This window comes from Blautia sp. 1001283B150304_161114_C9, from assembly GCF_015668165.1.
Taxonomy (GTDB): domain Bacteria; phylum Bacillota; class Clostridia; order Lachnospirales; family Lachnospiraceae; genus Blautia_A; species Blautia_A wexlerae.
On the sequence record NZ_JADPGO010000024.1, the window covers coordinates 1 to 13,400 of the forward strand.

The 13,400-nt window shown below is 43.4% G+C and carries 12 protein-coding genes and 2 tRNA genes; 2 read left to right on the forward strand and 12 right to left on the reverse strand.

Annotation, left to right across the window (positions count from 1 at the left end; genetic code table 11):
• Positions 1–266: 266 nt before the first annotated feature.
• The 8 genes from I4V44_RS12320 to tsaE all read right to left on the reverse strand — a co-directional run bounded on the left by I4V44_RS12320 (position 267) and on the right by tsaE (position 5,165).
• Positions 267–356, reverse strand: a tRNA-Ser gene (locus I4V44_RS12320).
• A gap of 161 nt (positions 357–517) precedes the next feature.
• Positions 518–603, reverse strand: a tRNA-Ser gene (locus I4V44_RS12325).
• A gap of 174 nt (positions 604–777) precedes the next feature.
• A complete protein-coding gene (gene ispD, locus I4V44_RS12330) occupies positions 778–1,470 on the reverse strand; it encodes a 2-C-methyl-D-erythritol 4-phosphate cytidylyltransferase (protein ID WP_196002788.1) in 693 nt (230 codons plus the stop codon).
• A 1-nt stretch (position 1,471) separates the two neighbouring features.
• Complete coding sequence (gene tsaD, locus I4V44_RS12335) at positions 1,472–2,491, reverse strand: tRNA (adenosine(37)-N6)-threonylcarbamoyltransferase complex transferase subunit TsaD (protein WP_008705876.1); 1,020 nt, start codon at positions 2,489–2,491, stop codon at positions 1,472–1,474.
• Between the two features lie 73 nt (positions 2,492–2,564).
• Positions 2,565–3,473 (reverse strand): ribonuclease Z, encoded by a 909-nt coding sequence (locus tag I4V44_RS12340; protein WP_008705877.1) that lies wholly within the window; start codon positions 3,471–3,473, stop codon positions 2,565–2,567.
• A gap of 85 nt (positions 3,474–3,558) precedes the next feature.
• A complete protein-coding gene (gene rimI, locus I4V44_RS12345) occupies positions 3,559–3,996 on the reverse strand; it encodes a ribosomal protein S18-alanine N-acetyltransferase (protein WP_008705878.1) in 438 nt (145 codons plus the stop codon).
• Entirely contained in the window at positions 3,993–4,721 is a 729-nt protein-coding gene (gene tsaB / locus I4V44_RS12350; protein ID WP_008705879.1) for a tRNA (adenosine(37)-N6)-threonylcarbamoyltransferase complex dimerization subunit type 1 TsaB, read from the reverse strand. Before tsaB ends, rimI begins: the two co-directional genes overlap by 4 nt.
• 9 nt (positions 4,722–4,730) lie before the next feature.
• Entirely contained in the window at positions 4,731–5,165 is a 435-nt protein-coding gene (gene tsaE, locus I4V44_RS12355; protein WP_196002789.1) for a tRNA (adenosine(37)-N6)-threonylcarbamoyltransferase complex ATPase subunit type 1 TsaE, read from the reverse strand.
• 93 nt (positions 5,166–5,258) lie between these two features.
• On the opposite strand from tsaE, the gene I4V44_RS12360 reads away from it, so the two are divergent.
• Complete coding sequence (locus I4V44_RS12360) at positions 5,259–5,777, forward strand: peptidylprolyl isomerase (protein WP_020993454.1); 519 nt, start codon at positions 5,259–5,261, stop codon at positions 5,775–5,777.
• 54 nt (positions 5,778–5,831) lie between these two features.
• On the opposite strand, the gene I4V44_RS12365 is transcribed toward I4V44_RS12360, so the two are convergent.
• On the reverse strand, positions 5,832–6,488 hold the full coding sequence (locus I4V44_RS12365; RefSeq protein WP_196002790.1) for a YigZ family protein: 657 nt from the start codon (positions 6,486–6,488) through the stop codon (positions 5,832–5,834).
• Between the two features lie 202 nt (positions 6,489–6,690).
• Here I4V44_RS12365 and I4V44_RS12370 point away from each other — a divergent pair, with 202 nt between their 5' ends.
• Positions 6,691–9,288 carry a transglycosylase domain-containing protein gene (locus I4V44_RS12370; RefSeq protein ID WP_118759473.1) on the forward strand — a complete coding sequence of 866 codons (2,598 nt, stop codon included), beginning with the start codon at positions 6,691–6,693 and terminating at the stop codon, positions 9,286–9,288.
• A gap of 119 nt (positions 9,289–9,407) precedes the next feature.
• On the opposite strand, the gene I4V44_RS12375 is transcribed toward I4V44_RS12370, so the two are convergent.
• From I4V44_RS12375 to uvrC, 3 genes are all read right to left on the reverse strand, one after another.
• Positions 9,408–10,352 carry an ROK family glucokinase gene (locus tag I4V44_RS12375; RefSeq protein ID WP_118759472.1) on the reverse strand — a complete coding sequence of 315 codons (945 nt, stop codon included), beginning with the start codon at positions 10,350–10,352 and terminating at the stop codon, positions 9,408–9,410.
• A gap of 30 nt (positions 10,353–10,382) precedes the next feature.
• Positions 10,383–11,318, reverse strand: coding sequence for an HPr(Ser) kinase/phosphatase (gene hprK, locus I4V44_RS12380; RefSeq protein WP_008705888.1), 936 nt, complete (start codon positions 11,316–11,318; stop codon positions 10,383–10,385).
• Between the two features lie 218 nt (positions 11,319–11,536).
• On the reverse strand, positions 11,537–13,399 hold the full coding sequence (gene uvrC / locus I4V44_RS12385; RefSeq protein ID WP_196002791.1) for an excinuclease ABC subunit UvrC: 1,863 nt from the start codon (positions 13,397–13,399) through the stop codon (positions 11,537–11,539).
• Position 13,400: the final 1 nt, after the last annotated feature.

The window sequence follows — 13,400 nt, forward strand, 5'->3', positions numbered from 1 at the left end:
CGTTTTACTGTTTTTGGTTTTTCAAACCGTTCTTAAAAATGTAAAGAATTTTCGAGAATCGTATGTGTTTCACTGTTTAGTTATCAAGGTTGTCTGTCTTGCGACAGCTTTGCTATTTTAACATGTTGTCTTCTGTTTGTCAAGAACTTTTTTAATAAGTCTTTTCAAACTTTTTCAACATTTGTTCTTTTCAACAGCTTTTCAAGTTTATCATAACCTTTTCGCTTTGTCAAGAACTTTTTTTACTTTCTTTTCCCAAGAAAGAACGGAGAAGGAGGGATTTGAACCCTCGCGCCGCTATTAACGACCTACTCCCTTTCCAGGGGAGCCCCTTCGGCCAGCTTGGGTACTTCTCCAAATTGCCCTAGATTCGCCGTTTCACAGAAACGACTTTCTTCACACTCTCGTGTCTTTATTTAGTTCTCTTCGTTTTCACCGAAGAACCTTGTGCATTATATCGCACTTTGTATTTGTTTGTCAAGTACTTTTTTCAAAACTTTTTAAGTGACTTGGCAAGCGGAGAGAGTGGGATTCGAACCCACGCGCCCTTGCGGACAAACGGTTTTCAAGACCGCCTCGTTATGACCACTTCGATATCTCTCCATATGTTGTTGACTGCGTTCGTTGTGTTCTCACCGCCGACGCAAGTGATATTCTAGCATCAATACCCGCATCTGTCAACAACTTTTTTACATTTTTTTCAATTTTTATTTTTATCTTCCCAGATTTCCCATAAAACCCGCTAAAATACGGCACTTTTCAATCACAAAACATTCTTTAATGTTTCAAAAATGATTCCGCGATATCAAGATCCTCCGGTGTTGTGATCTTAATATTCTGATAAGATCCCTCTGCCAGAGCAACCTTTGCCCCTGTCTCCTGCTCTACTACCATGGCATCATCTGTAATTTTGCTCATATCTTTCTGACGAATGCTGTCATGAGCCTCACGTATCAGTGAATACGAAAAAATCTGCGGGGTCTGAATTGTCCACACACACTTTCTGTTTGGAGTTTCTTTTACATATCCCTCTTCATCAGAAAGTTTGACTGTATCTTTAGAAGGCATACCAATCACACATGCACCTGTTTCCTTCACTTTCTGCAGACCACGTTTAAGAATTTCTTCTGTCACAAAAGGTCTTGCACCGTCATGGATCAATACATATTCACAGTCTCTGCATTCACAAAGACCTGCATAGACAGAATCATAGCGTTCTTTTCCTCCCGGGATTACTGCCGATACCTTTGTAAATCCATATTTTTGCACGATTTCTTCTTTACAGTAGGAGATAGATTCCTCTCCTGTCACAAGAATAATATCCTGAATCAGCGGACTTTCCTGAAAACAGCGCAGGGAATAATACAGAACCGGGTATCCCTGTATCTCCAGAAACTGCTTCTGTACTTTACTGTGCATTCTTTTTCCCTGCCCTGCCGCCAGAACAATGGCCGTATTTCTTTCTGACATCTCAACGCTCTCCCAGTTTAAGATTCGGCACAGCATTCAGATCCCAGCCATGACGTGTACCTTTAATATATTCATAATAAGCAGCTACTCCGATCATTGCTGCATTGTCTGTACAGAAGATCGGTGACGGCCGATAAAAACTGTAATTATTTTTCTTACATGCTTCTTCCATTGCCGCTCTTAACGTTCCATTCGAAGCCACTCCGCCTGCAATTGCAATCTTAGTCATCCCATAATCTTTGGCTGCAAGCATTGTATGCTCCACCAGCACATCAACTACCGCTTTCTGGAAAGATGCTGCCAGATCTGCTCTGTTTATCTCTTCTCCGGTCATCTGCGCATGATTAATATAATTCAACACTGCTGATTTTACACCACTGAAGCTGAAATCGTACGGACAATCTCCAATTTTAGCTTTTGGAAACTCAATTGCATTGGGATTTCCCTCTTTAGAGAGCTTGTCTACCTTTGGTCCTCCCGGATATCCCAGTCCGATAGCTCTTGCAACTTTGTCAAAAGCTTCGCCTGCAGCATCATCACGGGTACGTCCCAGGATTTCAAATTCTCCATAATCCTTAACGATCACAAGGTGTGTATGTCCTCCTGACACGATCAGACATAAAAATGGAGGTTCAAGATCCGGATGTTCAATATAATTTGCTGACACATGGCCCTCAATATGGTGGACCCCTACCAGTGGAAGCTTCTTTGCATAAGCAATTGCCTTCGCCTCAGCAACGCCCACAAGAAGTGCACCTACAAGTCCCGGACCATAAGTGACACCAATTGCATCCAGATCATCAAGAGTTACATCTGCATCTGCCAGTGCCTGTTCAATTACCTGGTTAATCTTTTCAATATGTTTACGGGAAGCAATTTCCGGAACTACCCCACCGTATAAAGTATGAAGAGCGATCTGTGAAGAGATCACATTTGACAGAATAGTTCTTCCGTTTTTGACAACAGAAGCTGCAGTCTCATCACAGGAACTCTCAATTGCAAGAATTAATGTATCTTTCATTTTCTGTTCCTCATATATCCGACGGATAAGTCATCCGTTTTACTACTTGTACATAATCAGTTTCAGTGACATATTATTCCTCAAAATTCAATTCCAGACTCTTTCCGTCTTTTCCCGGATATGCATTTGGAAAAATTTCACGAACTTTATCCATAAACTCATCCGGTCTGACCAGAGACGGACTGTAATGTGTCAGCCACATCTCCTTTACCCGGGCATCACGGGCCAAAACCGCCGCCTCACGGAAAGTCATATGCTTGTATCCGCGTGCTTTGTCTGCTTTGTCATCTTCTCCGTACATTCCTTCACAGATAAACAGATCCGATTCCTTTGCATTTCGCAGGATAGATTCTGTTGGTCTGGTATCTGTTGTATAAGTAAGCCTGATTCCTTTTCTCGCAGGTCCAAGTACCATCTCCGGTGTATAGGTAATACCGTCTGCTTCGATGGTCTGCCCTTTCTGGAGCGGATTCCAGTATTTCAGTGGAATATCCTGCTCTTTCGCTCTCTCAGCCGAGAATTTTCCCTGGCGGAGAATCTCAAGGGTATAGCCATAACAGAGTACATTGTGGTTCACTTTAAAAGCCGTAATACGATAGCCATTTAATTCAATGACCTGCTCCGGCTGTGTAATCTCAATAAATTTAATTTCAAACGGAAGCTCCGGTGCAATGACGCGAAGTGCATTGACTACTCTCTCCAGACCTTTGGGACCTACCAGAGTCAATGGTTCTGTGCGGTCTGCATTTCCCATAGTAAGAAGAAGTCCCGGAAGCCCGCTGATATGATCTCCATGATAATGAGTAAAACAAATCACATCAATAGGTTTAAAGCTCCATCCCTTCTCCTTAATTGCTACCTGAGTACCTTCACCACAGTCAATGAGCAGACTGCTCCCGTTATATCTTGTCATAAGCGCAGTCAACCATCTGCGCGGCAGAGGCATCATTCCACCGGTTCCAACTAAACATACATCTAACATATATTCCCTCTATTTTCCAGCTTCCGGCAATTCCCTTAAAAGGTGTATGGTCCGGCTGCTGATTTTTTCTGCTTTCATTTCTTTTTCATTCGGGATGTCTGGTCATAAGCAGCGCATCCTCCACAGGATCACTGTAATATGCCTTACGTATTCCATCTCCGGTAAATCCCATACGTTCATAGAGACGGATTGCAGTCTCATTTCCCACACGTACTTCCAGATGGATTGTCGTAACCTCCCTCTCTGCTGCAAGGCGGATCAGGCTCTGCATCAGAAAAGCGCCAATTCCTTCTTTTTGTCTGTCCCTGCGCACAGCCACATTGGTAATATCTCCCTCATCCAGAACCATAAGAAGACCGCAGTAACCCAGAATCTTTTCTTTCTCTTCCACCACCAGAAACATGGCATCATCCCTGGTCAGAAAAGTAAAAAAACCTTCTTTTGTCCATGGCACATGAAAAAGATCCTGCTCAATCTCCATTACCTGATCCAGGTCATCCACAAGCATTTCCCGCAGGATCATATTTTTGTACCTGCCGGTTTCTGCTCTTTTTCTCTCTCTGCACGCTCACGCTCTGCCTGGGAAACGCGGAGATATTCCGGGATATGTTCCATAGCAGTCTCTGTGCGTCCTTCTTTATAATAAATACTGCCAAGAGCTGCCACTGCCGCTGCTCTCTGTTTATTTACATGAGCCGGTGCAAAAGAATACGGAACCTGCAGTTTCTCTGCGATCAGTTCACGAAATACAGGTACACCGTCTCCCAAAAATGTAACCATCTCTCCTCTCTGATTCAGTTCTTCCAGCAGTTCCTCGATCGGTGCTGCCCACTGTTCTTTCAAAGTCATAAGCTGATGCTCTTCAAATCTGTAAATTCCTGTATATACCTGCTTTCTTCTGGCATCCATGATCGGACAGATCAATCCCTGTGCATCATAAAGATTATATGCCAGTGCATCTACTGTCGGTACTGCTACCAATGGTTTCTTCAGGGCAAGTCCCAGGCCTTTGGCTGTTGCCGAGCCGATACGGAGTCCTGTAAAGGATCCCGGTCCCGCTGCCACTGCAATAGCATCTACGGATTCCAGTTCCAGTTCCGTCATCTTCACAATCTCATCTAACATCGGAAGCAAAGTCTGAGAATGTGTTTTCTTATAATTTACAGTATACTCAGCCAGTAATGTATCATCTTCCACAACTGCTACAGATGCAACAATTCCTGAGCTGTCCAAAGCTAAAATTTTCATTTCTACCTCCTAACTGTTCTCCAGACCAATCACTGTAATCCTTCTATAATCAAAGCCTTTCTCCAGATCTTTCTCTATGGTTACTTTGATCAGCTTTTCCGGAAGGATTTCTTCGATCAGATCAGCCCATTCGATCAGACAGATTCCCTGTCCGAAAAAATAATCGTCATATCCGATTTCTTCCATTTCCTCAATGTCACCGATACGGTAAACATCAAAATGATATAAAGGAAGACGTCCGCTTTCGTATTCCTGAATGATCGTGAATGTCGGGCTGCAGATAGGCTCTGTGATTCCAAGCCCTGCCGCAACCCCCTGGGTAAATACGGTTTTTCCAACTCCAAGATCACCTGTCAGAGTATAAATCTGACCCGGTTTCGCATTCTCTCCGATCTTCTTTCCCACCTCAAATGTTTCCTGTGGTGTTTTTGTCTCTATAATCATCTTTTCCACCTTTTTCTTGCAGAATTGTTCTTTGCATATTATAATAGAGCGAACAGCGAAATACAATACTTTTTGAAAAGGAGACTTGAAACTATGGCAAATCCGATAGTTACAATTACCATGGATAATGGCGATGTGATGAAAGCAGAATTATATCCTGAGATTGCACCGAATACAGTTAATAACTTTATCAGTCTTGTAAAAAAAGGCTTCTATGACGGACTTATTTTCCATCGTGTGATCAACGGTTTCATGATCCAGGGAGGATGCCCGGACGGAACAGGTATGGGCGGTCCGGGATACAGCATTAAGGGTGAATTCACTCAGAACAGATTTAAAAATGATCTGAAACATACTGCAGGTGTTCTTTCCATGGCACGCGCCATGCATCCAAACTCAGCAGGAAGCCAGTTCTTTATCATGCACAAAGATGCTCCGCATCTTGACGGTGCTTATGCTGCATTCGGCAAGATCACTGAAGGAATGGATGTTGTAAACCGTATTGCAGAAGAAGATACCGATTACAGCGACCGTCCGCTTGACGAGCAGAAAATCAAATCCATGACAGTAGAAACTTTCGGTGTTGATTATCCGGAACCGGAGAAATGCTGATTCGCTGACTGTTTATGCCCCATGCAGTTTTCAGGCTGCATGGGGCATATTTTATCAGTCCGTAAATACTTTCACTTCACCGTCAATCACTGAATAGTAAAGATCTTTCTCTTTCTTCATCTTCGCTTTTCCATTTGTTCCCTCGGTGATTGCTTTTTCTACAAATGCAATCTGATCCGCCGGAACCAGCAAATGCAGAACTACCCTGTCAGTGTATTCAGAATCAAGGATCGGTAATTTCTGTTCTCCGGCAATATACTGGATCTTGCCTATCCCGGTATAATCCGTAACTACTTCCATAGAAATTCCGTAGGTTTTCTCAATCACTGTGCTGGCGGCAAGACCTTCCTGCAGACTCCTGGAATATGCTCTGACAAGACCTCCTGTTCCAAGAAGTATCCCTCCAAAATATCTGGTAACTACTGCTGCCACATTATAAATATCTTCCCCCAGGATTACATCCAGCATTGGTCTTCCCGCAGTGCCTGACGGCTCACCATCGTCACTGCATCTGGTATATTCCCTGTTCTTTCCCACCGAATATACATAGCAGTTATGTCTGGCATCCCAATATTTCTTCTTCATTTCCTCTATAAAGGCCAGTGCCTCCTCTTCGGTCTGTACAGGACGCACTGTAGCAATAAATCTGGATTTCTTTTCCACGATCTCGCCTTCCCCGCCCTCGTAAACTGTCTTATATTTCTCAAGCATGTCTCATACTCCTCTTTCCGTTCTCTTATTGACTCAGTGTACCATGAATTACAAAAATGTGCCAGCACAGTGTATACTAATCCTGTAAAAAAACACAATAACCATTAAAAAAGATCCAAAAGCAATTGTGAATTTTTATTTTTCTGCTTTATTTACTTATTCTTATTTGATATAATAGAACGGATTATAAAGGAGGTTTAACATGAACTACGGTAAAAAGTCGACTGCAAAGAAACGGACGGCACTGATCTCCCGTTCTTCCATGATGGGAAAGCGCGCCAGAGTTTCTTTCATCAGAGTCCTGTTCGTATCACTGATAGCACTCTGCATCGCAGTAACCTGTCTGGGTGTGGGGTCATTCAGGGGTGTAATTGATACTGCTCCTGATGTTGATGATATTGATATTATGCCACTGGGCTATGCAACCTTTCTCTACGATGATGCAGGGAATCAGATCCGTAAACTGGCTGCTCCGGATTCCAACCGACTGCCTGTCACTCTCGATCAGATACCTGTTGATCTGCAGCATGCAGTTGTCGCAATTGAGGATGAACGTTTCTATGAACATAACGGTATTGACGTAAAAGGTATTCTTCGTGCCGGAATGAAAGCTCTCACTACCGGAGATTTCTCAGAAGGTGCCAGTACGATCACACAGCAGCTTCTTAAGAATAACGTATTTACCAACTGGACCAGTGAATCTACTCAGCTGGAAAGATTTACGCGAAAAATCCAGGAACAGTACCTTGCTGTCCAGGTTGAGAAAAAAACTGATAAAGACACCATTCTTGAGAATTACCTGAACACAATTAACCTGGGTGCCGGTTCCTACGGTGTACAGGCTGCCGCACGACAGTATTTTGACAAGGATGTATGGGATCTGAATCTTTCTGAATGTGCAACTCTGGCAGGTATCACACAGAACCCGACGAAATTTAACCCGATTATCAATCCTGACAGCAACAGGAAGAGACGCAAGGAAGTTCTCCAGCATATGCTGGATCAGAACTATATTACTCAGGATCAGTATGATGAAGCTCTTGCAGATGATGTTTATTCCCGTATCCAGGCCGCTCAGGAAAAGAACTCCAGCACTGAGAATACTGTTTACACATATTTTGAAGATGAACTGACAGATCAGATCATCAACGACCTGATGAATATCAAAGGTTACACCAAAAAACAGGCAACCAATCTTCTCTACAGCGGCGGACTTAAAGTATATACAACACAGGATTCCAAGATCCAGAATATCCTGGATGAGGAATATGCAGATCCTTCCAATTATCCGGACACTGTCCAGTATGAACTTGACTATGCCCTGACGGTTACCGATCCTAATGGAAATCAGGTAAACTACAGTAAGGAAATGTTGCAGCTTTATTTTCAGAATGAGGATCCCGATTTCGATCTTCTGTTCGATTCCCCGGAAGATGGACAGACTTATGTAGACAAATATAAGGCAAGCATACTCGCCAACGGAAGTAAAGTTCTTGCAGAGCGTGTCAATTTCGCACCTCAGCCACAGTCTTCCATGAGTGTGATCGACCAGCATACCGGCTATGTAAAAGCTCTGATCGGTGGTCGTGGAGAGAAAACGGCAAGTCTTACACTGAACCGGGCAACGGACACTACCAGACAGCCTGGTTCTACCTTTAAGATTGTGTCCACTTATGCACCTGCTTTAAATGAAAAAGGCATGACTCTTGCAACAACATTTGAAGACGAACCTTATGAATATCCGGATGGTTCCCCTGTAAACAACGCAACCCGTTCTTACAACGGAACAACCACGATCCGTACTGCAATCCAGAATTCCATTAACGTTGTAGCCGTCAAGTGTCTGGAAAAAGTAACTCCTGAGCTTGGATTGAAATATCTGGACAACTTTGGTTTTACAACCCTTGCTCATGGAACAGAGGCTGACAAAGATGCCAATGGTAATGTATGGAGCGATGCAAACCTTGCCACTGCGCTTGGCGGCATCACCCGCGGTGTCACAAATGTTGAACTGTGTGCATCCTATGCAGCCATCGCAAATAACGGAAATTATATCAAGCCAATTTATTACACAAAAATTCTGGATCACAACGGAAACGTCCTGATCGAGAATACTGCTGCCGAACGTTCCGTAATCAAAGAAAGTACTGCTTTTCTTCTCACCAGTGCAATGGAGGATGTTGTAAAACAGGGTACAGGTACAGCCTGCCAGCTTGACAATATGCCTGTTGCCGGAAAAACAGGTACAACCGAAGCCTATAACGACTTGTGGTTTGTGGGTTATACACCATATTATACATGCGCAGTATGGTCCGGTTATGACAACAATGAGAAATTACCTGATTATGCGCGTAACTTCCACAAAGCTTTATGGAAAAAAGTTATGACTCGTATCCATGAGGGACTTTCTTCCAAAGAATTCGAGAAGCCTGCGAGTGTAGAGAAATTAAGTGTCTGCGAGGAAACCGGACTTCTTCCAAGAGCCGGCTGCCCGGTGATCACTGAATACTTTGACGTAGGTACCATGCCTACTGAATACTGTGACCAGCATTTCTATGACAGTGATGATTATGATTATGACTATAATTATGATACAGATTCCTCTGATCAGACTGATAACACCACTGACACTGATAACAGCGAAAACTCTGATAATGGAGATACCGACAACAGTGGTGACAGTAACAATACTGATGACAACGGTAACAGCGGTGACGATGGTACTGATAATACCGGCGGAAGCGATGACAACGGTAACGGTAACGAAGATGATTCCTCTTATCAGGTCGACTATTATTAATGCAAAAATACCGGTACAGGAGCACCTCCGAATGATGTTCCTGTACTGCAAAAAATCCACAGTCCTGTCAACTCAGGACTGTGGATTTTTTATATATTTTCAAAATTGATTCTCAGATATTATACTTCTTTAATAACCATACGCGCAGATCCGTAAATACCTGCATCATTTCCGAGAGTTGCAAGAATGATCGGTGTTTTCTTGCATGCTGTAAAAGCATATTTCTCATAGTATTTCTGAATACAGTCGATCAATGGCTGTCCGGCTTTGGAAACACCACCGCCGATAACGATGGCTTCCGGATCTGTCACACATGCAAACATGGCAAGTGTTCCGCCAAGCATTTCTCCTACCTGTGCCATAATATCGCAGGCTACTTTGTCGCCCTCTTTAAAAGCATCCAGAACATTCTTTGCTGAAAGTTTTGTAAATTTGCGAAGGACAGTCTGCTCATCTGTAGCAGCCAGAGTTCTCTGTGCCACGCGAACGATACCTGTTGCAGACGCATACTGCTCCAGACATCCACAGTTACCACAGTTGCAGGCTTCCTTTTCTTCATGGTCAACTGCTGCATGACCGATTTCTCCACCTGCACCATGAGCACCGCCAACAATCTTTCCATCAACGATGATTCCACCGCCGACACCTGTTCCAAGAGTTACAAGAATAACGTTCTTAGCTCCTGCTGCTGCGCCTTTCCATGCTTCGCCAAGTGCTGCTACATTGGCATCGTTTCCTGCTTTGGACGGAAGTCCTGTCAGTTCTGTCAGTTCCTTAGTAACTTCTTTAAAGCCCCAGAAAAGGTTTACCGCACATGGCACTTCCCCTCTCTCATTAACAGGTCCCGGTACCCCGATTCCCACACCGTCGATTTCTTCTTTATCCAGCTTACGCTCTGCGATCTTGTCAAGGATTGTCTTTGCAATATCCGGCAGGATTGCTTCTCCACTGTTCTCCTTACGTGTAGGAATTTCCCATTTCTCAACTAAGACTCCGTCTGTCTGAAAGAGTCCACATTTTACAGATGTACCACCAACGTCAATTCCAAAACAATACTTTCCCATAATATCTGATATCCTCCAAATTACTTTAAATTATTTTTCTTCACGTTTCTTTGCAAGGTTTGCCTGAACACGTTTGTACAGCTCTTCCGCTGCATTGTATCCCATCTTCTTCTGTCTGTGGTTAACTGCCGCAGATTCAACGATAATAGCCAGATTACGTCCCGGACGGATAGGCAGAGAATGGCATACAATCTTATTTCCAAGATACTCTGTATATTCCTCATGCAGGCCGAGACGGTCATATTCTTTGTCTCTGTCCCACTCTTCCAGTTTGATAACCAGATCCACAGACTGTGTATCCTTAACGCTCTCAACACCAAACAGAGTTTTGACATCGATAATACCAATACCACGAAGTTCAATGAAATGTCTTGTGATATCCGGTGCCGAACCCACCAGCGTCACATCACTGACTTTACGAAGTTCTACAACATCATCACTGACAAGACGATGTCCTCGTTTGATCAGTTCCAGCGCAGCCTCACTCTTGCCAATTCCGCTCTCACCTGTGATCAGGACACCTTCACCATATACATCCACAAGCACACCATGGATGGAAATACATGGTGCCAGCTGTACACCCAGCCAGCGGATAATCTCAGCCATAAAACTGGAAGTTGTACGTTCTGTCACGAAAGTCGGAACATTATATTTAACTGCCAGATCGATCATATCCTGTGATGGTCTTGTCATTGTACTGAAAATTACACAGGGAATCTTGCTGGAAATAAATCTTTCATATTTAAATTTCCGTTCCTCATCACTGAGCTGCATCAGATAAGTATACTCTACATATCCGATGATCTGTACCCGTTCATTTGCAAAATGCTCCAGATATCCTGTCAGCTGCAATGCCGGTCTGTTGATCTCCGCTGTCTTGATTACAATCTCAGACAGATCAATTTCAGGAGTCAGGTTGTGAAGTCCCAGTTCCTGAACTAATTTTGTCAACTGTACACCCTTCATTTATTTCTCCTTTTCAGTTCAAAATCTGAAAGCCCGGTCTGTCCGCTATCTCAAAACCTGTTCATACAGACATAACTCATTTATAGCTGTCGTCCGAAACTTTCATAGTAAATTTCACGTCTTTTTTATTATATCACATCACTATATACAACTTCAATTACAAAAAGCGAGAGTCTTTGGGTAATATGTAGAAGAACCCGGGAATATTTTTACATATTTTATATTTTTTTCTCACCATCTCCATGAAAAAATTCATAGACTTTCTGTGCACTTCCTGCATTCATGCTTTCTGTCTCCGCAAGTTCTTCCAATGATGCATCTCTGATATTCTCAATGGATTTAAATTTCCGCATCAATGCTTTCCGCCTGGTTTCACCGATACCAGGGATATCATCCAACAGGGAATGCACCTGTTCTTTACTTCTCAGAGATCGGTGAAATTCAATGGCAAAACGGTGCGCCTCATCCTGGATTCTGGTGATCAGGCGGAAGCCTTCACTGTCTGTATCAATGGGAATTTCAAGATTATTGTAATACAGTCCTCTGGTTCTGTGATGGTCATCCTTGACCATACCACAGACAGGAATCTCTATTCCCAGAATTTCCAGGACTTTTAACGCAATATTCACCTGTCCTCTTCCACCATCCATCAGGATCAAATCCGGCATAATAGAAAAGCTGTCAAACTCATCTTTTCCCTCATGAGTAAATCGTCTGGTAAGTACTTCTTCCATGCTTGCATAATCGTTCGGTCCCTGAACCCACTTTATTTTAAATTTGCGGTAATCACTGCGCTTTGGCTTTCCTTTCTCATAGACAACCATGGAACCTACAGATTCAAAACCACTGATATTGGAGATATCATAAGCCTCCATACGCCTGATTCCCGACAGTCCAAGCCACTCTTCCACTTCATGAACTGCTCCGATGGTTCTTCCTTCTTCACGTTTGATACGCTCTCTGTCTTTATCCAGAACCATCTTTGCATTCTCTTCTGCCAGCTCTACCAGCTTCTCTTTCGTACCTTTCTTCGGTACCCTGATATAGACTCGCTGCTTTCTTCGATCTGTAAGCCATTCCTCTATGATCTTGGCATCTTCGATTTCTTTTTGCAGCATGATCTCACGTGGGATAAACGGAGTTCCGGCATAAAATTGCTTCATAAAGCTGGATAATACCTGAGCCTTTGTATCGCCACGCGCCACACGCAGATAGAAATGCTCCCGCCCGATCAGTTTACCTCCCCGGACAAAGAATACCTGTACAACAGCATCCTGCTCCCGCAGATCAAGGCTTTCATCCATGGCAACTGCGATGATATCCTTATCTTCCTCTCCGTAACCTGTAATTTTCTGACGTTCTCCGATCTTCTGGATACTGCGGATCAGATCCCGGTATTCCATGGCATCCTCGAAACGCATTTCTTCGGAAGCTGCCATCATTTTGTCGGTAAGCATATCAATCGTATCCTTAAAGTCTCCATTGAGAAATTTCAACAGTTCTGCGATATTTTTCTTATATTCTTCTGAACTCACATAGCCCTGGCATGGCGCACTGCATTGTTTCATGTGATAGTACAGACATGGACGGTCCTTCCCACAATCTCTTGGCAGTACCCGATTACAGGATCGCACCTTATAAAGTTTTCGCACAAGCTCGATCACATCTTTTACAGCCCCGGCACTTGTATATGGTCCGAAATATTTCGCCTTGTCTTTCTTCATTCTTCTGGCAAAAAGAACTCTGGGATATTCCTCATTTACTGTGACTTTGATAAACGGATAACTCTTATCATCTTTGAGCATGGTATTATATTTCGGTCTGTGCTCCTTGATCAGATTACACTCCAGCACAAGGGCTTCCAGTTCCGAATCTGTGATAATATACTCAAATCTGGTGATATGGGTAACCATCTGTTCAATCTTTGCGCCCTTATTTCTGCTGCTCTGGAAATATTGACGCACCCTGTTTTTCAGGCTGACGGCTTTTCCAACATAGATGATCTCGTCCTTCTCCCCATGCATAATATAAACCCCCGGCTTACCCGGAAGTTTTTTCAGTTCTTCTTCTATCTGAAACATA

Excerpts from the sequence above, each read along its gene's own strand:
- I4V44_RS12375 (WP_118759472.1), bottom strand. The coding sequence starts at position 10,352 with ATGGGAAAGTATTGTTTTGGAATTGACGTTGGTGGTACATCTGTAAAA.
- I4V44_RS12360 (WP_020993454.1), top strand. The coding sequence starts at position 5,259 with ATGGCAAATCCGATAGTTACAATTACCATGGATAATGGCGATGTGATG.
- tsaD (WP_008705876.1), bottom strand. The coding sequence starts at position 2,491 with ATGAAAGATACATTAATTCTTGCAATTGAGAGTTCCTGTGATGAGACT.
- tsaB (WP_008705879.1), bottom strand. The coding sequence starts at position 4,721 with ATGAAAATTTTAGCTTTGGACAGCTCAGGAATTGTTGCATCTGTAGCA.
- I4V44_RS12370 (WP_118759473.1), top strand. The coding sequence starts at position 6,691 with ATGAACTACGGTAAAAAGTCGACTGCAAAGAAACGGACGGCACTGATC.
- I4V44_RS12365 (WP_196002790.1), bottom strand. The coding sequence starts at position 6,488 with ATGCTTGAGAAATATAAGACAGTTTACGAGGGCGGGGAAGGCGAGATC.
- hprK (WP_008705888.1), bottom strand. The coding sequence starts at position 11,318 with ATGAAGGGTGTACAGTTGACAAAATTAGTTCAGGAACTGGGACTTCAC.
- uvrC (WP_196002791.1), bottom strand. The coding sequence starts at position 13,399 with ATGTTTCAGATAGAAGAAGAACTGAAAAAACTTCCGGGTAAGCCGGGG.
- rimI (WP_008705878.1), bottom strand. The coding sequence starts at position 3,996 with ATGATCCTGCGGGAAATGCTTGTGGATGACCTGGATCAGGTAATGGAG.
- I4V44_RS12340 (WP_008705877.1), bottom strand. The coding sequence starts at position 3,473 with ATGTTAGATGTATGTTTAGTTGGAACCGGTGGAATGATGCCTCTGCCG.
- ispD (WP_196002788.1), bottom strand. The coding sequence starts at position 1,470 with ATGTCAGAAAGAAATACGGCCATTGTTCTGGCGGCAGGGCAGGGAAAA.
- tsaE (WP_196002789.1), bottom strand. The coding sequence starts at position 5,165 with ATGATTATAGAGACAAAAACACCACAGGAAACATTTGAGGTGGGAAAG.